At 41.1% G+C, this 22,650-nt stretch carries 18 protein-coding genes; 11 read left to right on the forward strand and 7 right to left on the reverse strand.

Annotated features, from left to right (window positions below; translation table 11 throughout):
- Positions 1-1,554 carry a hypothetical protein gene (locus QM629_RS04730; RefSeq protein WP_415157713.1) on the forward strand — a complete coding sequence of 518 codons (1,554 nt, stop codon included), beginning with the start codon at positions 1-3 and terminating at the stop codon, positions 1,552-1,554.
- A 1-nt stretch (position 1,555) separates the two neighbouring features.
- Here the strand turns inward: QM629_RS04730 and QM629_RS04735 are convergent, their stop codons facing one another.
- Together QM629_RS04735 and QM629_RS04740 are read right to left on the reverse strand one after the other, a co-directional pair.
- The gene (locus QM629_RS04735; protein ID WP_415157715.1) at positions 1,556-2,311 is read right to left on the reverse strand and encodes a LytR/AlgR family response regulator transcription factor; all 756 of its coding nucleotides are present in this window, start codon (positions 2,309-2,311) and stop codon (positions 1,556-1,558) included.
- A gap of 46 nt (positions 2,312-2,357) precedes the next feature.
- Positions 2,358-3,104 (reverse strand): sensor histidine kinase, encoded by a 747-nt coding sequence (locus QM629_RS04740; RefSeq protein WP_415157717.1) that lies wholly within the window; start codon positions 3,102-3,104, stop codon positions 2,358-2,360.
- 328 nt (positions 3,105-3,432) lie between these two features.
- Between QM629_RS04740 and QM629_RS04745 the strand changes: the two genes are divergently transcribed.
- Together QM629_RS04745 and QM629_RS04750 are read left to right on the forward strand one after the other, a co-directional pair.
- Positions 3,433-4,467, forward strand: coding sequence for a hypothetical protein (locus QM629_RS04745; protein WP_415157719.1), 1,035 nt, complete (start codon positions 3,433-3,435; stop codon positions 4,465-4,467).
- Positions 4,468-4,558: 91 nt separating this feature from the next.
- The gene (locus QM629_RS04750) at positions 4,559-5,629 is read left to right on the forward strand and encodes a fatty acid desaturase family protein (RefSeq protein ID WP_415157721.1); all 1,071 of its coding nucleotides are present in this window, start codon (positions 4,559-4,561) and stop codon (positions 5,627-5,629) included.
- Positions 5,630-5,747: 118 nt separating this feature from the next.
- On the opposite strand, the gene QM629_RS04755 is transcribed toward QM629_RS04750, so the two are convergent.
- Complete coding sequence (locus QM629_RS04755) at positions 5,748-6,476, reverse strand: RNA methyltransferase (RefSeq protein ID WP_415157723.1); 729 nt, start codon at positions 6,474-6,476, stop codon at positions 5,748-5,750.
- Between the two features lie 11 nt (positions 6,477-6,487).
- Between QM629_RS04755 and QM629_RS04760 the strand changes: the two genes are divergently transcribed.
- Positions 6,488-8,917 (forward strand): BamA/TamA family outer membrane protein, encoded by a 2,430-nt coding sequence (locus QM629_RS04760; protein ID WP_415157725.1) that lies wholly within the window; start codon positions 6,488-6,490, stop codon positions 8,915-8,917.
- Here the strand turns inward: QM629_RS04760 and truB are convergent.
- On the reverse strand, positions 8,894-9,619 hold the full coding sequence (gene truB, locus QM629_RS04765; protein ID WP_415157727.1) for a tRNA pseudouridine(55) synthase TruB: 726 nt from the start codon (positions 9,617-9,619) through the stop codon (positions 8,894-8,896). The two genes, QM629_RS04760 and truB, sit on opposite strands and share 24 nt — an antisense overlap.
- A 141-nt stretch (positions 9,620-9,760) precedes the next feature.
- Here truB and efp point away from each other — a divergent pair, with 141 nt between their 5' ends.
- The 5 genes from efp (at position 9,761) to QM629_RS04790 (ending at position 13,420) form a co-directional block, all read left to right on the forward strand.
- A complete protein-coding gene (gene efp / locus QM629_RS04770; protein ID WP_415157729.1) occupies positions 9,761-10,327 on the forward strand; it encodes an elongation factor P in 567 nt (188 codons plus the stop codon).
- 197 nt (positions 10,328-10,524) lie between these two features.
- Positions 10,525-11,604, forward strand: coding sequence for a hypothetical protein (locus tag QM629_RS04775; RefSeq protein ID WP_415157731.1), 1,080 nt, complete (start codon positions 10,525-10,527; stop codon positions 11,602-11,604).
- A gap of 24 nt (positions 11,605-11,628) precedes the next feature.
- Positions 11,629-12,081, forward strand: coding sequence for a bactofilin family protein (locus QM629_RS04780; RefSeq protein ID WP_415157733.1), 453 nt, complete (start codon positions 11,629-11,631; stop codon positions 12,079-12,081).
- A 111-nt stretch (positions 12,082-12,192) separates the two neighbouring features.
- Positions 12,193-12,765, forward strand: a complete 573-nt coding sequence (gene folK / locus QM629_RS04785) for a 2-amino-4-hydroxy-6-hydroxymethyldihydropteridine diphosphokinase (RefSeq protein ID WP_415157735.1) — start codon at positions 12,193-12,195, stop codon at positions 12,763-12,765.
- A 25-nt stretch (positions 12,766-12,790) separates the two neighbouring features.
- Positions 12,791-13,420 (forward strand): deoxynucleoside kinase, encoded by a 630-nt coding sequence (locus QM629_RS04790; protein ID WP_415157737.1) that lies wholly within the window; start codon positions 12,791-12,793, stop codon positions 13,418-13,420.
- Here QM629_RS04790 and QM629_RS04795 read toward each other — a convergent pair.
- Complete coding sequence (locus QM629_RS04795) at positions 13,415-14,347, reverse strand: MBL fold metallo-hydrolase (RefSeq protein ID WP_415157739.1); 933 nt, start codon at positions 14,345-14,347, stop codon at positions 13,415-13,417. The two genes, QM629_RS04790 and QM629_RS04795, sit on opposite strands and share 6 nt — an antisense overlap.
- A 279-nt stretch (positions 14,348-14,626) precedes the next feature.
- On the opposite strand from QM629_RS04795, the gene QM629_RS04800 reads away from it, so the two are divergent.
- On the forward strand, positions 14,627-15,193 hold the full coding sequence (locus QM629_RS04800) for a nucleotide exchange factor GrpE (protein ID WP_415157741.1): 567 nt from the start codon (positions 14,627-14,629) through the stop codon (positions 15,191-15,193).
- A gap of 15 nt (positions 15,194-15,208) precedes the next feature.
- Complete coding sequence (gene dnaJ / locus QM629_RS04805) at positions 15,209-16,366, forward strand: molecular chaperone DnaJ (RefSeq protein WP_415157743.1); 1,158 nt, start codon at positions 15,209-15,211, stop codon at positions 16,364-16,366.
- Between the two features lie 662 nt (positions 16,367-17,028).
- Here dnaJ and QM629_RS04810 read toward each other — a convergent pair.
- Both QM629_RS04810 and QM629_RS04815 read right to left on the reverse strand, forming a co-directional pair.
- Entirely contained in the window at positions 17,029-18,963 is a 1,935-nt protein-coding gene (locus QM629_RS04810; protein ID WP_415157745.1) for a RagB/SusD family nutrient uptake outer membrane protein, read from the reverse strand.
- A gap of 12 nt (positions 18,964-18,975) precedes the next feature.
- Positions 18,976-22,287 (reverse strand): SusC/RagA family TonB-linked outer membrane protein, encoded by a 3,312-nt coding sequence (locus QM629_RS04815; protein WP_415157747.1) that lies wholly within the window; start codon positions 22,285-22,287, stop codon positions 18,976-18,978.
- Positions 22,288-22,650: the final 363 nt, after the last annotated feature.

Consider the following 22,650-nt stretch of genomic DNA (forward strand, 5'->3'; position numbering starts at 1 on the left):
ATGAATTTTCCCTACAGGGTAAATATTTTTCTTTCGTGGGAAGGCGCTTACAGGCTGTATCTCGGGCAGGTGCCTTACCGTGATTTTGGTTTGCCTATGGGTTTCGGCTACTGGGTTGTTCCGGCTGTTTTCTTCAAAATTTTTGGCCCTTATCTTATTACGCTGGTAAAGGCGCAGGTATTCCTGAATTTTATATGCTGCTTTTCTTTCAGGGGCATCTTAAAAAAACTGCGGCTTCCTGACGGGACAAGAATTGCCGCGATAATTGTTTTTTGCCTCTCCTATATTCTGCCCAATTTCTGGCCCTGGTACAATAATTCTGTTATTATATGGCAAATGGCTGGCCTGAATTTTTTGCTGGGCTTTTTAAATAGTGAAAACAAAAAGAAATATACACTTTTGCTCTTAAGCTGCTTTTTTCTTTTTGCATCATTTTTCACCAAACAGGACGGCGGATTTTTAGGATTCGCCATTGCCGCAGCACTGGTTTTATACCATGCGATCATTACAAAAAAATGGAAAGATCTTTTTCTTTTTTTTCTGCTTTACATCATTATCGCTGTACTGGTAATTTTACCTTTTACACAATACAGTTTCGGTTACTGGTTTAATCATGGGCAACCGCCACACACAGCGAGAATTTCGGGCGCTGATATATTGGGTGAGCTTTTTGGCGCTTCGCAATGGATAAAATTTTATTTTTTATTGATTGCTGTAATTGTCGCCTTTAAAATAAAAAATAACCGCAGTTTTTTTTCTGACAGGCATGAAATGATCTTCCTGCTGCTTACGCTGGGCATTTTAGCGGAAGCATTAATTTTTGGTGTAACAAGCTATACGCCGCCTGATAATAATATTTTCTTTCACAGTTTTGCCCTGGCTTACATTATTACAGGCTTATCTGAGATAACGTCCATTAATTTCAACCGTTTTTCTTATTTTTTGGGATTGACCATACTTATTTTATTCTGGTGGTCGGCCGGTTACTGGCAATATATCAACAGGATCGCCATGCGCATTTTTCCACCTGCCCCGGTTGTGGAAAAAAAAGATTCATTGCCTGCTGAAAATGTAATTAACCGTTACACATACATGCTCAACCTCGATTCCAGTTATTATGAAGATGAAAGCACCTGGGCTACGATAGATTCACTCAAATCGTTTCAAAAAATCTACCTGCCGCCATCTACCATAGCAGGCATACAAAGGCTGAAAAAAATGCCCGGGCTGCAAGGCAGGAATGCAGCCGTTTTGAATATGACCGAATTAACGCCGCTGGATTATGAGTTTGGTTACAAACTGGAAACCGGTGAAAACCACCCCTTGTGGGACCACCTCGGCGTTTGCATGTTCAATAAACAATGCGATGATTATTGCAGCAAAATAAAAAACAAACAATATGATGTTGTTTTGTTTGAATACATTCCTTCGCTGAATAATTTCTTTCCTTTCAGAATAAGGGATTCATTGCAGGTTTATTACAGGAAAACAGACAGCTTTCTTGCGCCAAGAAGGCCAACAAACGGTACAATTGAAGTGTATGTAAAACAATAGTTTAGAAAGAAATAACGCCTTTTAGTTCTTCGAAGAAAACATCTTTTTTGCGGGCGGAGATGGGTATAGATGCACCATCAGTCATTATAATTGATGCGCCTACGCCTTTTACAATTTTTATCATGTGCCTTATATTAATAAGATAGGATTTATGCACACGGTAAAAACCTTTTTCAGTAAGCAGTTCTTCAAAATCTTTTAACGACCTCGATGCCACATAACTTACATTGCCGGTAAGCTTTATTTTGGAATAACTGTCCAAAGCTTCTATGTACATTATTTTGCTGATGTCAACAATATCATAGCCATCGGCAACATGCACCACTATTTTTGAAAAATTCTCTGGAGAATTTGTAAAATAATTTTTGATGAGCCCTGTTATTTCCCCGTATTTGTTTTGTTTGTTTCTCACCTTTTCAATGGCGGCAACAATATCGGAAGTTTTAATGGGTTTTAATATATAATCCATCGCGGCCATCTTCAGGGCACGTATGGCATATTCCTGGTAGGCCGTAACAAAAACAATCTCAAAATCAATTTTGGGGATTTTTGGCAATAACTCAAAAGAAGTATAAGGCGGCATTTGTATATCCATAAAGATAACATCCACCTTTTCTTTCTCAATATTAGCCAAAGCATCATCCAGGTTGTCTGCAATCCAAACAACTTCTACATTTTCGCAGCTTAGGATAATACTTTTCAGTATTTCGATATTGGATACTTCATCATCCAAAATTGCAACTCTAACGTTTCTCATAGACAGCAATTATAATAAATTTTTTGAAAGATGGATATAAAACTTATTAAATATTTTGAAAGGGAAGGCCCAATTCTACCAAAAGCCCTTCTCCTCCGTTCGCTTTTTTATCTACAAAACCAATATAAGCTTTAATTTCTGAGGTTTCATTCATTACCTTAATGCGCTCATTAATAATTTTAAGCGCCGACCTTTCATAATTGGGATTGCTTTGAAAGTCTTGTTTTAAGCCAAGGCCGTTATCATCAACCTTGCAGATTAAAAGTTTATCCATATAGAAATCAATATGCAGAACGCCATTGTGCTTTTTTGGGGCCAGTCCATGCCGTACCGCATTTTCAACCAGGGGCTGCACCATCATGGTAGGTATATAAATATTTTTGGGCTCTATTATATTATTAAGATTAATGGCATAGTCGAAACTTTCGTTAAACCGAAGCCGTTCCAGTTCTATATACCTTTTTATAAAAGTCAGTTCATCAGCCAGCGATACTTCGGGTTTCCTGGCATTTTCAAACATTTGCCTAAGCAGCAGCGAAAAGTCTGACAGGTAATCAAACGCCTTTTTATTTTCATTTACCATTATAAGGTATTGGGCAGCGCTTAATGAATTATAAATAAAGTGCGGGTTCATTTGGCTGCTGAAAGCTTTTGATTCTAATTCTATCCTGTTATTTTTGCGTTCAAGCTGGGTATTCTTTTCAGTAAGGTTATTGTACGTGTGCCTGTAAAAATAACTGCCTGTTGCAATAACTGCTAAAAGAAGATAATAAACAAAGATGGCAAAGGTCATAAAGCATGAATGTTAAGTTCTTACCAGATAAGGTATTAAAAAAATCTGCAAAATAAATTTAAGTTTTTTATTTTCAATTTATGCAGCCTTGCAGTCTCTGGACAAAATTGATAATTTTTATGACGATGAGAAGGAGTTTGATATGATTGGAAATGTGTAGCCATTTGCTGTACCTGCATAACCGATGAGGTAAATTGCATCCAAATTCACTTATTTAGGTGAAATAACAAAAAGTTTCTAATCCATATTTGTGGCTATTTAGAGGCTTTTTTGATTTTTAGTTTGCTAAATTGGAATAAATTGTGCATCCTTCAATTTTACTAATCTAATGTCTTGGACACCCATATCAAAAAATGAAGCAATAAGCTGGAATGAAAAACTTAAAAATGTAACCGCTGTATTCAACCAGTTTCCATACTATACATCAAATGAGTATAATTCATTCTTATCAGGAACCCGCTTTATAAAATACGTGGCCAACGGGCAGGATATAGCGTATGCGGCCATTATTGAAATTGGTATTTCCCCGCTTAAAATAGGCATTATTGAAGGCGGTCCTGTTTTGCTGGCAACCGGTATAGACATGCAGCCTTTAATAAGCAGTTTGAAAAACTTTTCCGTTAAACAAGGCTACACATATTTGCAAATAAGGCCTGCCGATAATTCCCCCGTTATAAATATGCTGCAAACAGATAAAGACTTTGAAGAAAAGGTATATTTTCCATATCATGTAAAAGACAAAGCAAACCTGAATATTTACAACAAGCCCGAAAAAGAATTGCTTGCAGGTTTTAAAATGCAATGCCGCCGTAAAATGGTTTTATCGGAAAGAGTGGGGTTTATATATAAAAAAGCCGATGAAAATGCATTGAACGATATACGGTTGCTGTTTAGCGAGGTTACAGATAACAAAGGTTATGGCTTTCGGCCTTTTAAAATATATGAAGCTATTTATAAAGAAGGCAAAAAATACAACCTGTGCGACTGGTACACAGCCTATTTAAATAACAAGCTTGTAAATGCAGTTTTCGTTGTGAAGGATGGGCAATCGTATTACCATTATACCAGTGCATTAAGAGTGACCGGCTACCATCCCAACGAGTCGCCACCGGCCAAACTGCATTTCTATGCCATGCAGGATTGCTTTTATAACGAAAACAAAGAATATTATAATATAAGCTATGGCGGCAGTAATAATTTAGTACGGTTTAAAGAATTATTTAATCCTGTCGAAATTGAAAAACCGCCTTATTATACTTATGTTATTAAAAAAAATATATTGGCCCTGCTCTCAATATTTTCAGCAAACTACGCTTCACGTTTCAGGAACATCATCAGGCTGTTCGATAATTTATTTAAATAAAAAGCTACAGTTAAATGACAATATTGCATAAACCTTAACCCATAAGTTTATTACATTTGCGGCTCAATTTTTTAAAAGCCGTTTTCTTCTCATGAACGTTACTCCCAAATTTGCGCAATTAAAGCCTTCTTTCCATACGGAATTAAAAAATCGTATTACATACTATTTTGAATCAACAGGCAAATCAACTGCGGGCAATTACAAACTTTGGACAAAGGCTGTTATTTTAATTTCGGCGCTTATATTTTTATACGTGCACCTTGTATTTTTCACGCCTTCAGCATTTTGGGCTGTTATGGAATGCATATTGCTTGGCGGCACCGTGGCTTCCATAGGTTTTAATATTATGCACGATGGCGCTCACGGCAGTTTTAGCAAAAGCCCTGTTCTGAATAAAATGGCTGCTGTAACGCTTGGATTTTTGGGCGGAAGCCATTTTATGTGGAATGTAAAGCATAACATTATCCACCATGCTTATACAAATATTGACGGTGTGGATGATGATATTGATGCAAAGCCCTTTTTAAGAATGGCATCAACTCAAAAGAAATATAAATTTCACCGCTTTCAGCATTGGTATTTCTGGTTTTTCTATTGCTGGCTCTACATATACTGGATATTTTTTGCCGATTATAAAAAATATTTCACCCGCAAAATCGGAGATATGCCATTAAAGAAAATGGCCATAAAAGACCATTTCTATTTCTGGCTGTACAAAATTATCAGCTACTCAATTTTTATCGTTATACCCATGGCTGAGGTAGGCGTAGGCGATACCATTATTGGTTATTTGATAATGACCCTGGTAGCCGGCTTTATTTTAAGCATTGTATTCCAGTTGGCGCATACGGTGGAACACACCCATTTTCCCATGCCAAATGAAGCCTCCGGTAAAATGGACGATGAATGGGCTATTCACCAGTTAAAAACAACGGCTAATTTTGCCACACAAAACCCCGTTATCTCCTGGCTTGTGGGCGGACTAAATTTCCAGATTGAGCATCATCTGTTTCCCAAAATTTCACATATTCATTATCCTGCCATCAGCAAAATAATAAAGCAGGCCTGCCGTGAATATAATATTACGTATGTTGAATACCCGCGCATGTACCAGGCAGTAATTTCCCATGTTTCTTTCCTGAAGCAAATGGGGCGGCTTTAATAGTTTAAAAGTTCACGAGTTTACAGGTTCACAGGTTGCAGGTTAAGATAAGGCCGAATATAATTTTCACGTGCAGCGCTAACGCGTGAACTCTGGAACCCGTAAACATTCAAACTTTCTAAACCTTACACCTTAAACAGTACAGCACAATCCCCGCTGCCACGGCGGCATTAAGAGATTCTGCATCGCCAATTTTCGGAATGGATATTTTCTTTTGAATGAAGAATTGAATATCTTCCCTGATACCCTTGCCTTCATTGCCTATCACCACAAAACATTCATTCATTTTTTTTATGGCGGAAATATCTTCGCCGTTAAGCATGGCGCCATAAACAGGCATTTTACTGGCAGATAAAAATTTATGCAAATCAGTATAAATCACATTTACACGCGCTATGCTGCCCATGGTTGACTGCACCACCTTGGCATTATAAACATCTGCGGTATCGAACGATGCAATTATGCTTTCAATGCCAAACCAGTCTGCCGTCCTTATAATGGTGCCAAGATTCCCGGGATCCTGTATGCCATCGAGCACAAGCGTAATCTTATTTTCAAAAACGGGATTTTTCGGCAGCTTCTTTTTTTCAACCACAGCAACTACTTTATTGGGCGTTTCAAGGTTGGATACGCGTTTTAAACCGGCCTCATCCACTTCGATCATATTATCTATATTTTTATTAGCAGCGGCCCAATCCGGCAGCGCATAAATTTTTTTCGTAACAAATCCTGCCTGTATTAGTTCACCAACGATCTTTACCCCTTCAGCCACAAAACAACCTTCGGCATCGCGGTTTTTTTTGTGGCCTAAACTTTGGATATATTTGACTTCATTCCTGCTGAGCATTTAATATGATTTTGAGTAGAACAAAAATTTTACATACCTTAATTTTTCTATCCTTCATTTTATTGTTGCAATCCTGTACAGAAGAAAAATTCCTGTTTGCCATTAACCGGGTCAAAGTAAAAAATTATCCGGTTGATACCCCTTTTGTATATAACAATAAAATAAATATAGATGGAAAAATAAGCAAAGATGAAGAAGCCCGGCTACAGGAAAATCTGGTAAGTTATTGGTCAGACAGCCTGTATGCAAGGCGGGTACAAAAGCTTGGCTACCGTTATATTTTAAAAAAACCGCCTGTATTCGACACATCTTTTATAAGCACCACGCGCAGCTTTATGAACAGCTTCCTGTTTTCACAAGGCTATTTTAATACGGCAATAAGTGATACATTTCATATAGACACAGTGCGTAAAGGCAGTAAACCGCCGCAGTACCGTACAACCGTAGAAATGAACATTGATGTGGGCAAAAGGGTAATTATAGATTCCTTTGGCTACGATCTTCAAAATACAGGGTTGCAGCGCATTGCAAAAATCACATCAAAGGCCAGCAAAATAACTCCGGGCAAAACACCTTATTCAAAAGAAGTGTTAGGTGCAGAATTAGACCGCCTGGTAGATATTTACAGGAGCAGGGGATATTATTTGCTGCAACGCAGCAATCTTGTTACCGTAGTGGACACAGGCAATATTGCTTTACTTAACCTTACCGTTGACCCTTTTGAGCAAATGCGGCTGGCAGAGCAGGCGCAGCAAAAAAAACAGGAAAACCCAGCCGCAACCGTTTCCATTCAGCAGCGCCGCCTGGCCGATACAGCCAATTCAACCCAGGACACTTCTTTTCTCAGGCGGTTTTATACCGGCAATATTTATTATTTTCCTGAAACCTATATTACGGAATTGCCTGATACCATTTTAAAACATACAGCCCTTTATAAAACACATAATTTCAGAAACTACTCAGTTTATTACATGCAGGGCTTGTTCAGGCCCAAGATTTTCAGGCAGTTCAACTTCCTTCATTTCGAGCGTTTATATAATGATAACCTGTTTTATAAAACGGTAAATACCCTAAACCAAACCGGGGCATGGAAACAGGTGGATACAAGAACGGTTATAAGGGGCGATTCGCTTGATATATATTATTTCCTGTACCCCGACAGGAAACAAAACATCAGCTATAACCTGGAAGCAAGCCGCAATACCGGCGATGTGCTTACTTCTTCCAACTTTTTTGGGCTGGCATTAAACACTACTTACCGTAACAGGAATGTTTGGCACAATGCTGTACAATCGTCCACCAGCTTTGTAAATGGCGTTGAGCTCAGCCTTAATCAATCGCAAACCAATTCGCTCATACAGGCATTCCAGATCTCGCTCGGTCAAACCTACAGTTTCCCCAGGGCTTTCATTCCATTTAAAATAAAACGGCCGGGCCGCTTCGATTTTGGCAGAACCGTTATAAGCGCCAATGCTTCTTATGCTGACAGAAGGGATTATTTCCGCCTGCGTTCTTTTGTTGCCGATTATGGTTACGACTGGAAAAAGAAAAATAAAGTATGGCAAACACGTTTTCCTAACATCGAATTATACGCTTTAGACACTTTGCCCCTGCTGGTGCAGGCTTTTGAACAAAATCCTTTTTTGCGCAACTCCTTTAACACCGGCAAGGTTATAAGCGCAAGGGGAAGCCTGGTTATAACCTATCCCGGCAAAACAAATATTACCAATTATGTGCGCTTTTCAAGCGAGCTGAGCGTACCCTGGTTATATAAAATAAGCGACAGGATTTATGAATTTGTAAAAGCAGAAGCAGAGTACAGGAAAACCATCAACATGCATAAAACGGTGCTTGCCACCCGCGCTTTTGCAGGCATTGGGTACAATTACCATGTATCGCAAAGCCTGGGCATTACCCTGCCGTTTTACAAACAGTTTATAGCCGGCGGGCCAAACAGCATGCGGGCCTGGGGCCTGCGGCAGTTAGGCCTGGGATCTTCTTTGTTAAGCGACACGTCCACCACTTTCACAGACAGGTATGGCGATATGCAGCTGGAAGCAAATGTGGAATACCGTTACCCCATTGCACATTATTCAAGCTTAAACCTGGGCGGCGCATTCTTTGTGGATGCCGGCAATATATGGAATGTGAGAAAAGACACGGATAACCCAAAAAGTGAATTTAGCATAAACAGGCTCGGCAAAGATGTTGCCATAGGCGTGGGCACCGGCCTGCGCTTCGACTTTAATTATTTTTTAATACGGGTTGATATGGGCATTAAGCTGAAAGACCCTGCACGCCTTGAAAACAATGGCTGGCTTGATATTGCCCATTTCACCTGGCGCAACCATGAATTTGACAAGTATAACGATGAAGGCAAACTTATCAGCGCCAAAAGAAATAACTATGCCGTTCAGTTAGGCATTGGCCTCCCCTTCTGATGCCGCTTTTAAACTGATTATTTTTTCCTCAAGCTGCAGGGGCAACAAAGCGTCTTCCACCAAAAAGTTGCCAATACGCGTTCTTCTCAGGCTGCTTAAATAAGCGCCGGTGCCAAGCGCTTTGCCAAAATCGCTGGCAAGGCTTCTTATATACGTTCCCGTAGAACAAACCACCCTGAATGCCACAACAGGGAACGCTGTTTTTACAATATCAAATACGCTGATATTTATTTTTCTCGGTTCAAGTTTTACCTCCTCCCCTTTCCTTGCCAGCAGGTAAACAGGTTTGCCATCTTTTTTTATGGCTGAATGAATGGGCGGCGTTTGTAATATTTCCCCGGTAAAAGACAGCGCTGCCTGCCATAAATCGCTTTCTGAAATATGATGAATGCCTTTAAAATCAGCAGGTTCGCTTTCCAGATCGAAAGTGGGCGTTCTGGCGCCAATGGTAAATGTGCCGGTGTATTCCTTTTCCATCCCCATATATTCATTTATCTTTTTGGTAAACCTGCCAGTGCAAATAATCAACAGCCCGGTTGCCAGCGGGTCTAAAGTGCCGGCATGGCCTACTTTTGAGACGCCTGTGAGAATCCTTATTTTTTTCACCGCATCAAACGATGTCCAGTGCAAAGGCTTGTCAATCAGAACAACCTGCCCGTCTAAAAAGCCCTGCATGGCTTTGTGTACCGGTTTTTGCTTCATATAATAATTACGGCGTTAAAATACCTGTATGAATATCTTCACGCTCTTCGCGGTAAAATTAACGGTATAGCCTCTTTGCCGGCAAGGTTTCTGTTTTTAAAATTGAATCCATACTTTTGCCGCCCTATTAAAAAGTAAAGTATGGCAACAACAGCAGATATTTCCCGCGGAATGATATTGAAACTCGATGGCAGCCTGTATGCCGTAGTTGAGTTTGGAGAAAACAAAACAGCCCGCGCCGCCGCTAAGGTTTGGGCTAAACTGAAAGGCGTAGATAACAGCCGCACCATTGAAAAAACCTGGAACAGCGGTGAAAATATTTTTCCTGTAAGGGTTGAAAAAAAGACTTACCAGTTTTTATATAAAGACGACAGTGGCTACAACTTTATGGATAATGAAACTTTTGAACAGATAGCCCTGGCGGAAGGGATGATTGATGCGCCGCAGTTTTTAAAGGAAGGCGGCGAGGTTTTTGTAAGCGTTAATACAGAAACAGAGCAACCCATCTCTGCCGAATTACCGGAAAAAATTGCTTTAAAAATCACTTATACCGAGCCGGGCCTGCGTGGCGATACAGCTACCCGGGCTTTAAAAGCCGCCACCGTTGAAACGGGCGCCACCATACAGGTGCCCTTATTTGTGAACGATGGGGAAATTATCCGCATCAACACCAAAACCGGCGACTACGTAGAAAGGGTGAAAGAATAATACCATCAAAAATACACTGACGGAAAGCGTTTTATTCGGCGAATAAAACGCTTTTTTATTTCTTTCCTGCGGTAACATATCTTAACCGGCCTCATGCATTAAAAAGAATATCCGGATGCCATACAGGTTTCGTTATATCAATATGCTTCCATTTTTTCACTTCATCATTTATTATTTTACTATTACTTATACAATGGTTGAGATCAAAATATACAAAAAGCTTATTTTCACAAAAACTATCTGTCGTGCAACATAATGTTATCACATTTCCCAGCGTTTTTGAAACAGCCTATGGCAATACGCAAAACGCTGCAAAAGACCTCCTGAACGGTTTAAAAATCAAGAAGAATGAAACCTGGTATCTTGTTGGAAATATGGCAAGGCGAAATGCAATTAATGCCGGCCGCGTGGTGAATGCTGCACCTGACGAAGAAGATTTTGACATATTGTTCAGGGCCGCCATGGTAAATGTTTTAAGCAAAGTGCAACAACCCTTTACCGTAACCGTTGGGTTGCCGCTTTCCACGTATAACGTTTATAAACACGCTGCCGGGCAACACCTCTCCCGCAGGCATTTTATGATTGAGCATGACACCGCCACATTCAATGTAAACGGAGGTGTAAAGAAAAATACATTCGAGGTGGACGCCTACGATGTGATACCGGAAATTGTAGGCGGCATTATCGGGCTTAAAAAAGTGCACGCTCCCGACTTAACGAAAAACTTTATCGCCATAAGCTTTGGGTTTGGAACGGTAGAAGGCGGCTTTGCAACCAACGACGGGCTTGTGCACCGCACCTGTTTCAGTTCTCATGGCATACGGTATGTAACAAACAACCTTGCCAGGGAATTGAATACGCAGTATTTTTTGGACATGAAAAATGAGCACCAGATGGATGAGGCTTTTTTGAATGGCTCTCTTTTCACCAACAGGCGCCGGATAGACCTTAAAGAATTGAAGCGCACATTGCTGGAGCAGTATTACCGCGAAGTGATATCACCGCTTATAAGAAAACATTTCGCGGACAGCGATCTTGAACATTGTTCTAAAATTTACCTGATGGGCGGCGGCGCCAATTATCGTGAGCTTACTGATCTTGTTGCCGAAGAATTTAAAGATTTTATCCCGGTGGAAGTGGTGCCAAACCCTGAAACAGTTGCCAGCCTGGGTTATTTGTACAATTCACTCCGGGTATCAGACAACAACCCTGCCCGCTGCATAGGGCTTGACCTTGGCAATGCAACCACATCTGTCTCCATATTTGAGCAGGGTTAAATTTTTATTGCATAAATTTCCAAAATGAAAGCGTTGTTTTTGCATTGGCGCACCTTTTACATTTCAAAGAACACCACAATTAACGGCAACATTTCTGCCGAAGACGACGGAAAGATTGCCGGTACTGTTAATGGCGACATTATTGCCAACAATACGCTGACTATTGGAAGAAACGGCATATTAAACGGCAATGCTTATGCAAAAAAAATTGTAGTGAAAGGCATGGTTAAAGGAAACCTGTATTGTGAAGAAAAAGTTTATGCACATAAAAACGCCGAGGTGCATGGAAATATTTTTGCACGTGAGGCCATTATTCACAAAGGCAGTATTATAAAAGGCGCCATTTCCCAGGTGCATCAAAAAGCAGACGCGCCGGAAAATGCGGCAGCCGGGAAAAAGGAAGAACCGCCTGAAACAAATATGGCGGTTATTGCCGCCAGGTTAACCCCGGAAGAACCACCTCAAACCTGGTTTTGAGGCCAGCCAATGCATTATGAATGAAAATAATCAACGCAGTTCATTCACTGCAATGTGATACAGAAACACTAAATAAAGATTTTTAAGGCCATATTTGCAATCTGTATGAATATGGCTTTTTTGCTTACCGGCAGTAACCTGGGCAACCGTTTACAAAACCTGCGCACAGCAGCGGCGCTTGTTGAAAAACATTGCGGCAGCATCGGCAGCACATCTTCCATATACCAAACGGCCGCCTGGGGGTTTGCGGAACAGCCCGATTTTTACAACCAGGCTTTATCCGTAAGCACCTTGCTGGAGCCTGATGCGCTGATGCAGCAACTGCTGGCCATAGAAAGCAGTATGGGCAGGCAACGCAGCTTTAAAATGGCGCCCCGTATCATTGACATTGATATTTTATTAATGAATGAAACCGAGCATGATAATTTTTCTCACACAGGAGAATGTACATGGCGAGGTTCCATGAGACAACTGAAAAAACAAATATGCACGAATGAAATAATTTATGAATCGGCAGTGGTTACCATTCCGCACCCGCGTTTGGCGGAAAGGAGATTTGTATTAACACCACTGGCGGAAATTGCCGGCAACATCATACACCCTGAATATAAAAAGACAATGAATGAATTACTGGCGGAATGTAAAGACAAACTGGCTGTGCATAAAATTTCAGCAAAAAAGTAAATGCCGCTTTTAATTTTGAAAGCCAATGCAATACCATTACATCGCTATTGAAGGAAACATTGGCGCAGGCAAAACAACGCTGGCGCACCTGCTCGCCAAAAAACTGAATGCCCGCCTTATCCTGGAACAATTTGCCGATAACCCTTTTCTTCCGAAATTTTACGAGAACCCAAAACAAAATGCCTTCCCGCTGGAACTGTTTTTCATGGCTGAACGGTACAAGCAGCTAAAAGATATGATACACACCAGCGACCTCTTTCAAAGCATTACCGTTTCCGATTATATTTTCACCAAATGCCTGTTGTTTGCAAAAATTAATTTGCCGGAAGAAGAATTCCAGCTCTACCAGCGGCTCTTTGATATTATGCAGCAGCAAATTGCTTTTCCCGATATATTGATATACCTGCATTCACCCGTGCAAAAACTGCAGAAAAACATAAAAAAACGCAACCGGGTATATGAGCAGAATATAGCCGATGAATATTTATTCAACATACAGCAAACCTATACCAGCTATATAAAACAGCACAACATAAAAACCATTTTTGTGGATGCGGCAAACGCAGATTTTTTAAGCAATGAAGAACATTTGCAGGCTTTGCTCAATGCTTTGAAAATTGAATTTGAAAGCGGCCAGCAGTATATTTCTTTATAGGCTGATCATTTCGCCCTGCACGGGAAATATGAATTGTAACTGAAGCTGGTTTTGTTTTTTCAATTCTTCTTTAATCAACGCTTCATTATTTTCTGTTGGTTTTATATGCGTAATAATAACAGGTACTTTCCGCAAGCTGTTATGGCCGCACAGGGCGGCAAGCTTTCCCATTTCATCCAGCAATAATGAAGGGGTGAGATGGCCGAACAGTTTGTTATTCGGCTGCTCATCGGGAAAAGAAACTTCAATAAAAATCCCTTTCAGTTTTTGCTGCGCCACCAGCGGCGCCGCATACTGCCAGAGCGCTGCAAGCTTTGTTGACTTTTCTATTGTATCTGCGCCGGTATCGCCCAAATACAAAACAAAAGAAGAATCATGCCGTATCAGGAATGCAGTGCTTTTAAATGGATGGGAATGGCTAAGCTCAAATGCCTTTACATACATGCCTGTATTTTGCAAAACCGTTTCCGTATCGCCCAAACTAACATAATGATATTTCTTCAGCAAAGGCTGCTCTCCCGCATCGGCAAAATTTGCCCAGCTTTTCCAGCTAAAATATTTCTCGCTGATGGTATTAATGCAAAAAGGTAAAGCATAAATATTTTTGGATGTATCATCAGGCGAATTAATAACCATGCCGGCAAGGTGGTCTAAATGCGGGTGTGAAATAAGATAGCCTTTAATATCCGTTTTCAAAATATCGCCCGCATGGCCGCTAAGCGATTTTTTTTCAATTGCTTTTTCAATGCCGGCATGCAAAGTGCCTGCATCGAGGCATATATATTTATCCGAATTGACGGGTGCAAGCATATAAGCGGAAAGATTGCTTTCATCGCTTCCGCCATACACGCCCAGTGGGATTACTTTAAAAACACTGCCGGTATCTTGAGCATATACATTTTGAAAAGCCGGAAGAAGGCTTATCATGTAGAAAAAACTGGCAATTAAACTGTAAAAAGATTTCACTTCCCTCTTCATGAATATTCCGGGTAAAAATACAAACATGCACGTCAAATACAATCTCGGGCGTATCTCAAATTTTCGCAGGTGGGTGGACCCATCTGTGAAAATTATACACTAACATAAATATTGTTAATGCAGCCAATTCTGGCTGTTAACAGGAAATTTAGTTTTTGCGGGCTGACAATTTTTCGTCTATTTGCCGCTGGCAAAAATTTTGACCAACCATACTTTCTATTATTCATTATGGAAGAAAAAGATATACAGGAACAAACAAATGCAAACGAGGCCGGTTTAGATATTAATGCTGACGAAAATGCAGCCGGCACCAATTACCTGAACAACCCGGTGGAAGAAGAATCCCAATCAGAAAAGTTAACCGCTGAGCTTCAGGAACAAAAAGACAAATATTTAAGGCTTTTTGCCGAATTTGATAATTACCGCAGGCGCACCGCAAAGGAAAACATAGAAATACGCCAAACCGCCGGAAAGGAAATTATTATATCCCTTTTAGATGTGCTGGATGACTGCGACAGGGCTGAAAAACAACTGGCATCTTCCGGAGACCTGAAACAGTTTTCCGAAGGCGCGTTGCTCATCTTCAATAAACTCAAAAAAACACTGGAAAACAAGGGCTTGAAGCCAATGGAAAGCCTGAACAAGGATTTTGATGTGGAAAAACATGAAGCCATCACCGAAATACCTGCGCCCGATAAAAAACTTGCAGGCAAAGTGCTTGATGAAATTGAAAAGGGGTACTATTTAAACGATAAGATCATCCGCTTTGCAAAAGTGGTGGTAGGCAAACAATAAACAAGGGCAGGTTACATGACAAAAAGAGATTATTACGAAATATTAAGCGTTACACAAACAGCTTCCGGCGAGGAAATTAAAAAAGCTTACCGCAAGGTAGCCATGCAATATCACCCCGACAGGAACCCGGGCAATAAAGAAGCGGAAGAAAAATTTAAAGAAGCGGCCGAAGCCTATGAAGTATTAAGCGATGCTGACAAAAGGGCGCGTTATGACCGTTATGGCCATGCAGCATTTGCACCCGGCAGCGGCGGTTTCAGCGGCAGCCAGAACGTGAATATGGAAGATATCTTCAGCCAGTTTGGAGACATCTTCGGCGACGATATTTTCGGCAGTTTTTTTGGCGGTGGAAGAAGAAGCGGCAGCAGCCGGGGCCATGGTACAAGAGGGAGCAATCTTCGCATCAAGCTGAAGCTGAATTATGAAGAGATGGCTAATGGTGTTGCCAAGAACATCAAGGTAAAAAAATATGTATCCTGCCACACCTGCAACGGCAGTGGCGCTAAAGATAAGAGCAGCATTCAAACCTGCAGCACCTGCGGCGGCAGCGGCCAGGTGAGAAAAGTTACCAGCACATTTTTAGGACAGATGCAAACCGTAAGCACCTGCCCGGCCTGCAACGGCGAAGGTTCTACCATTACCAGTAAATGCGCCGCCTGTAAGGGCGAAGGCCGTGTATATGGCGAAGAAACCGTGAACATTAATATTCCCGCCGGCGTGCAGGAAGGCATGCAGCTTAGCTTAAGCGGCAAGGGAAATGCGGGCGAACGCGGCGGTATGCCCGGCGATTTGATTGTGCTGGTGGAAGAGGAAGCGCATAAAGAATTGCAGCGCGACGGGCTGAATGTGGCGTATGAACTGCATATCTCTTTCCCGGATGCTGTATTTGGAACTAACGTGGAAGTGCCTACCATTGATGGCAGGGCTAAAATAAAAATCCCGCCCGGCACGCATAGCGGCAAGATATTTAGGCTGAAAGGCAAGGGTTTTCCTGAAGTGAATGGATATGGCAGGGGCGACCAGTTGATTCATGTAAATGTCTGGACACCGCAACATATAACCCATGAAGAAAAAGAAATGCTGAACCAGTTAAACAGCAGCCCGAATTTTAAACCGCAGCCTGGCAAAAATGAAAAAAGCTTTTTCGATAAAGTGAAGGAAGTTTTTTCCTAAAGAAAATAAACAGATTTTATAAAAGAGGTTGTCTTCTATGTTGAAACCCAAACCTCGGGTGTTAAAATTTCAATATTGCATCGGCCTTTGGGTTGATGCAATATTTTTTCAGGTTCTATAAAAACAATCTTCTCTTAGCAGACATGGATGTTTCAAGCTGCAATTTCCAGTATTATTTTTTACAGGTTGCCAAATGCAAACTCAAAAGAGTGGTCTTATAATCTAAGCCACAGACAGCCTCCTGCATTGGTTGGCAAACCTGAGTTTTTGTACAACTTGCTATAATAAATATAATCCTGACCCTATAAAATTAAACTGCCACCGGCATAGCTGTGCCAGGTATAATTTTTTCTTCCTAATTATACCTTGCGAAATTTGCCGGCTACCATAAAGCCTGGTTAACCGGTTGATTAAATTGAAACGCTTTTGCAACCAACAAAATAATATGCCAACCCATCTTATTTATTTCCATTATAACAAAAGGCAGCGTGATAATAAGAATATAAATAAACCAGGGAAGGCTTATTGATTATTTCAAAAACCATTTTCCCTGGCTTATAATTATTTTCTTTATTCTGTTTTATATCATTTCACCATTCTCTTCTTTATAATTTTTAAACAATAACCGGTTTGCCCGCCATCTTTTTATTTACCGGGATGGATTAATTGGTAATATCCTCATCAGCAACAGCGTCTTCCCAGTTTGTCCACATTGATATGCCGGCATCGTAACCATCATATCCTTTGTTCTGCCATAATGTACCATACAGGTTGGCGTCTATTGCATCTTGTGGAACGGGCAGGTAAATATTGTGCGGGTCTATGGTATAATAACGCCCTTTAACCGTTACATTGCCTTTATTGTAATAATCGCTGTAATGTTGAATACGCTGGTACCAATAGCTGTTGTCAGACAATGAAGTTGTGGAATAGGTATTGCCCCACTCATCTGATTTGCCGCTAAGTGCAAGGCAGTAGGAGATGCGGCTTAGCTCCGTATGCCGCCATTCTTCCATATACAATTCGCGGGCACGTTCATTCACAATATCACCGATAGTAACGGTAGAATACAATTGGCTGCAGCCTGCGCGGCTCCTTATAATGTTTACATCAGCCGTAGCAGCGGAAACATCACCTTTATAAAATTCGGCTTCTGCACGCAGCAAATAGGTTTCTGCCAAACGATAGCAATACCAGTTTGCGGCCCCTCCCTTGTTATTGGTACTGGTGGTGCTGGCAGTGTGATCGGGATCGGTGACAAACACTTTATAATGTGGCCAGTCGAACCAATCTCGAACTGTATCGGTGCATAAAAGCGTAGAGCCATTATAAAGCCGGAGATTTTGGCCATAATACGTAACATCGCTTGGGTCGTTGTATTTTAATGAATCCATTCTTGCCCAGTTGCCTACGCTGCTATTATGACGCAGGTCATCAGTGTCTTCCACGCCATTTACTTCCCAAAGCCCATGCTGGGCAAAATAGGTAGGCCTGATGGCTGCAATGCCACGGCCAACAGCAGAATTAAAATCTAAAGCAGAATTATAGTTACTGCTGGATGTGGCATACGCCTGCATATAATAACCGGCAGGAGATTTTAGCGTTGAGGTATTCCAGAATGGCCCCCAGTTACGCATGGTGCGCATGGCAATTGCAGCATCCGTACCACTTTCATTCGGCATAGAAAGGATGGATTCGGTATTGGCAACAATACATTTATTTACCGGGCGATGCAAATCCCATATTACATTCCGGGTGATGGGCCAGGTTGTAGGAAAGGGATCTTCAAAAGTGCCAAAGGTTGTGGTCATTAAAGCGTACCCTTCGTTGTTGATGAGGGTATCTGCCTCTGCAATGGCTTTGTCCCACTGGCCTGTAGCCAGATAGCATTTAATTAATAGCTGACGGCAAGCACCCTTGCTTACCATACCGATATATGACATTTCTGATTGCTCGGGCACCCACTGTACAGCAAATTCCATATTTGATGTAATCATTTCCAATATGGCTTCATGGCTTGTGCTCTTATAACTTTGTTTGGGGTTTGATAATATTTTGGTTACCAAAGGCACATTATCAAACAGGAAACATAGTGCCATGTACCGGAATGACCTGTGAAAATAAGCCCTGCCTATGTACTCATTTTTTGTTGCATCATCCAGCCCCTCTACATTATCAATATAAGTAGTGATGGTATTGGCATACTTTATACCGTCATAATTTTGCTCCCAGAAATAAGAAAGCATATTTACATCATTTTCGTATAATCCATCCGATGGCGTTAAACGCGTGGCAACATCAGCAAAAATGGCCCCATCGTCAGTTTTGCCGGCCACTGCCAGGTCAGACAACATATATTCACTGCTTATGGGCAACGATAAATCTCTTGTGCTGTAATAACTCCAATAACTGCGTAAATGTTTGTCGCAGGTTGCTATTGCAGATGTAAGCCCCGACTCTGTGCTGAACGTAGTGGCCGGTTCGTAAAAAGATAAGGGATCGGGTTGCAAGAATGATTTTTTACAACCTGTGCCTGCAGCCATGCCACATATAATTACAATGATGGCAATGGATATTTTATAATTATTTTTTTTCATTATATTATTTTTTTAAAAAGTCAGGTTTAATCCAAACGTGTATAACCTTGGGGCTATGGTGCCAGTTTCAATATCCCAATAATCCCAGTTTTTGTCTTTTTGCCATACCGCCACATTGCGCACGGTAGCATACACTTTCAGGCTCTCTATAATTATACCTCGCCTGGCAAGCAGCTTATTGGGAAAAGTGTATCCGGCAGTTACGTTATCTAAACGAATAAATGAGCGGTCGAAAAGCCTGTATGGTGAAGTTATACCAGAAGGCCCCGTAGCATCTAACCGGGCATACACATTACTGGGGTTTTCAATTGTCCAGTACTTTTTTGAGTAAGCATTTGCATTGTAGGTTACCAGCGAAGTGCTATTATCCTGGTTAAGATAGGCTGAACTAAGGCTCTTGTGGCCCCAATAGGAATAAATATTAAACGAAAAATTGAAATTTTTGTACGTAAAATCATTTCTTAAAGACCACATAACCGGAGGGTCTGTTTGTCCTAAAAATACTTTATCACTATTGTTATATACCGGGGTGGTGGTACCATCATCATTTTCGGTATCATCTTCTGTATATATGTTTGCAACTTTCGGATCGCCCGGGCGTTGCCCATATACAGCCGCTTCTGTAGCTTCGTCTGTTTGCCATATACCGGTAACTTTATAATTCCATATTGCGCTTATTGGTTTTCCAATAAACCACCCGTTAGAAATATCGCTTTCTTCCGTTGTGGAGATTACATTACCTTCATCATCCAGCACATCTTCATAGGTGTAATATAAATGCTTGATAGTGTTTTTGTATTTATGAAACCCGATAGTTGTATTCCAGTTAAAATTTTTGGAGCTGATGTTTTGGGAAGTAAGAGAAATCTCAAAACCTTTATTCTCTACTTCCCCAAGGTTAGTAGTTATGCTGCTGAAACCTGAAAAGTCAGGAAGCGACTGGCTCATGATCATATCGTTTGTGGGCATTATATAATAATCTGCAGTTCCGGTAAGGCGGTTATTAAAAAACGCAAAATCCAGCCCCACATTATAAGATGTTGTCCGTTCCCATTTTAAGTGCGTATTTGCCATGCGGTCTATAAGAAAATAATAGTATTGCACATAATTACCGGTTAAATCATAATAGCCCTGGGTTGTAGTTCCGGCACTCAGGTTAGCCAATGCAATGTATGGGCTGGCCAGTGAGCGGTTTCCGTTTTGACCGTAAGACAACCGCAACTTGCCACTGTTCATGGCTTTCCATTTAAAAAATTTTTCATTGGTAAACGTCCAGCCTAATGCGGCTGAGAAAAAAGTTGCCCGGGGATTGGACGTGCCAAATGCTGAATAACCATCGCGGCGCACCGAGGTGGTAAGCATATAACGGTCATCAAAAGAATAAAACAAGCGGGCCAGCAGACCATCGGCTGTTTCATGAGAATCATCAGAATCAAAATCACTATAATCAGGGTCTCCGGTTGCCGTTTCGTGATAGCCAAGCGCATCACTGGGAAGAATATTACTTGCATAAATATAGTCATACCAGTATTTTCTTTCTTCAGCTTCCTGTACCAAAGTAATATTCACACGGTGTTTTTTAGCAAACGTTTGTTCCCAGTTAATGGTATTGTTTAGTGACCAGTCAAATCTTTTGGATTGTATTCGTGTTACACCGGTAGAAGTGGGTAACCAGTCAGGATGTTCAGACGAAGTAAAATACCGGTAATAATAAAACTGGTAACGGGGCGCTGCATTAAATGAATACGTAATATTAAAAGGCAATTTTACCTTGGCCGTAAAAATGGAATTAAATACAGTATATCCACTTGAATAGTCTATGTATTGGCGGTTAAAATCATAGTTATAACCCTTATTGCCCGAAAAGTCATCTCCCATAGGATGCACTTCAAGGTTGCCATCTTCATCCAAATAATCAGCATAAGGGCTGTTATTAATGATTTGAGTGCCCCAATCTACAGTAAGATCGCCATCGCTGCGATCCTGGAAATTTACATTGGCGCCTATATCCAGCCATTTAGTTATTTTACCATCCACTTTAAGATTTGCCCGTATTGCCTTGTAATCATTTCCCACGGCTACGCCCTGGTTAGATAAATAGCCCGCAGACAGGTAATAATTCATACGGTCGTTTGCACCAGATACGCTAAGGTTATAATCCTGATTCAGGCCTGTGCGAAAACTATGATCGTACCAATCGAATGTTTTGCCGGCCAGGTAGTTGGTCAATGTGGTGTATTGCAGGCCCAGGCGCTCCGCCCAAATCTCATCATCGGTTGCATCGTCAGTATTGGTAGAATAAGCCCGCCATTCATCAATTGTAATACCATACTTGGAAAGGTTTTCGGTGGTGGGCTGTTCATAATATCCCGGCTGTGAGGAATAAGTAGTTTGGTAGGGTTCATAATCGCCTGTAGTTGAATTAGTGCCGTACGTAGCCGCTACATACCAGTCGTGGCGGTATTGCATATACCCTTCCGGGCCAAAAACCCGCCGGTTAGCCCCCATGGCAGATAAGCCGGTATTCGCCGTTAAATTAATTTTAGGTTTTCCCTGCCTTCCTTTTTTTGTTGTAATAATGATAACGCCGTTGGCGGATTTAGCGCCATAAACAGCAGCAGCCGATGCATCTTTAAGTATATCTATCTGATCTATATCATCCGGATTGATCTCTGATAATTCACCATAGAAAATCATACCATCCAGAATAAGCAAAGGATCATTGTGGCCATTGCTGGTATATACGGAACGCTGCCCGCGAACCTGCATAGATCCGCCCCCTTTTGCATCGGGAGTAAAGCCAACACTTAAACCTGGCGTGCCACGAATAATATCCTGAACTGTCTTTGGGTTTTCCTCAGCAATCTTATCCGGCCTTATAGATGTTATAGAACCTGTAAGATCCTTTTTTTTCATCGTTCCATACCCTACAACTACCACATCGTTTAATCCTGCGCCGGTTGGATTTAATGCAATATTGATGGTTGTTTTATTCCCCACCATTACCTCCTCGCTGACATAGCCAATATAAGAAAATACCAGCACCGTGTTTGAAAAAACACCATTCAGGCTGTAGCTGCCGTCTTCTTTTGTGGATGTGCCTATGCTGCCGCCTTTAACAACAACAGACACGCCCATCAATGGTTTGCCGGTTTCATCTTTTACCGTGCCGCTTACTGTGACTGTTTGCGCCTTTGTATTTTCAACGCAAACAAGGAATACAAATGCAGTTAATGCACAGCAAATTAACTGCGCCGGTTTAAAGGTTTTCTCTCGCAATGGGAAAGAAAACAATTGTACAACATAACAATTGTGGATGTTCATACAGTATGTAGTTTTAGTAATAAAAGCCTTGCAGGTTTTGCGGATGCAAAAACCTGGAATAATCTTTTCATCAATAAATATTAAATTTTAGCAGTTACTTAAAGTTTCGCAAACAGGTTTGTTCAGTCTTAAATTTTTATGAAGTGTAAAGGATGCCTACAATCCATACAGCCAATCATTTCCTGATAATTTCTTAACGCAAGATTAAACAGTTATTAATTGTCATGCGCACAATTACTAAAATTTATTTACGAAAACGTTGTAGTTAAAAAAAGAAGAAGGCCGGCCATGCGGTTATAAAAAAAATATGCATATACAAGCAGCGTTGCTATGGCAAATACTGTCAATTGCCCGCCGGTTATT

The organism is Parafilimonas sp., from assembly GCF_047606085.1.
GTDB lineage: Bacteria > Bacteroidota > Bacteroidia > Chitinophagales > Chitinophagaceae > Parafilimonas.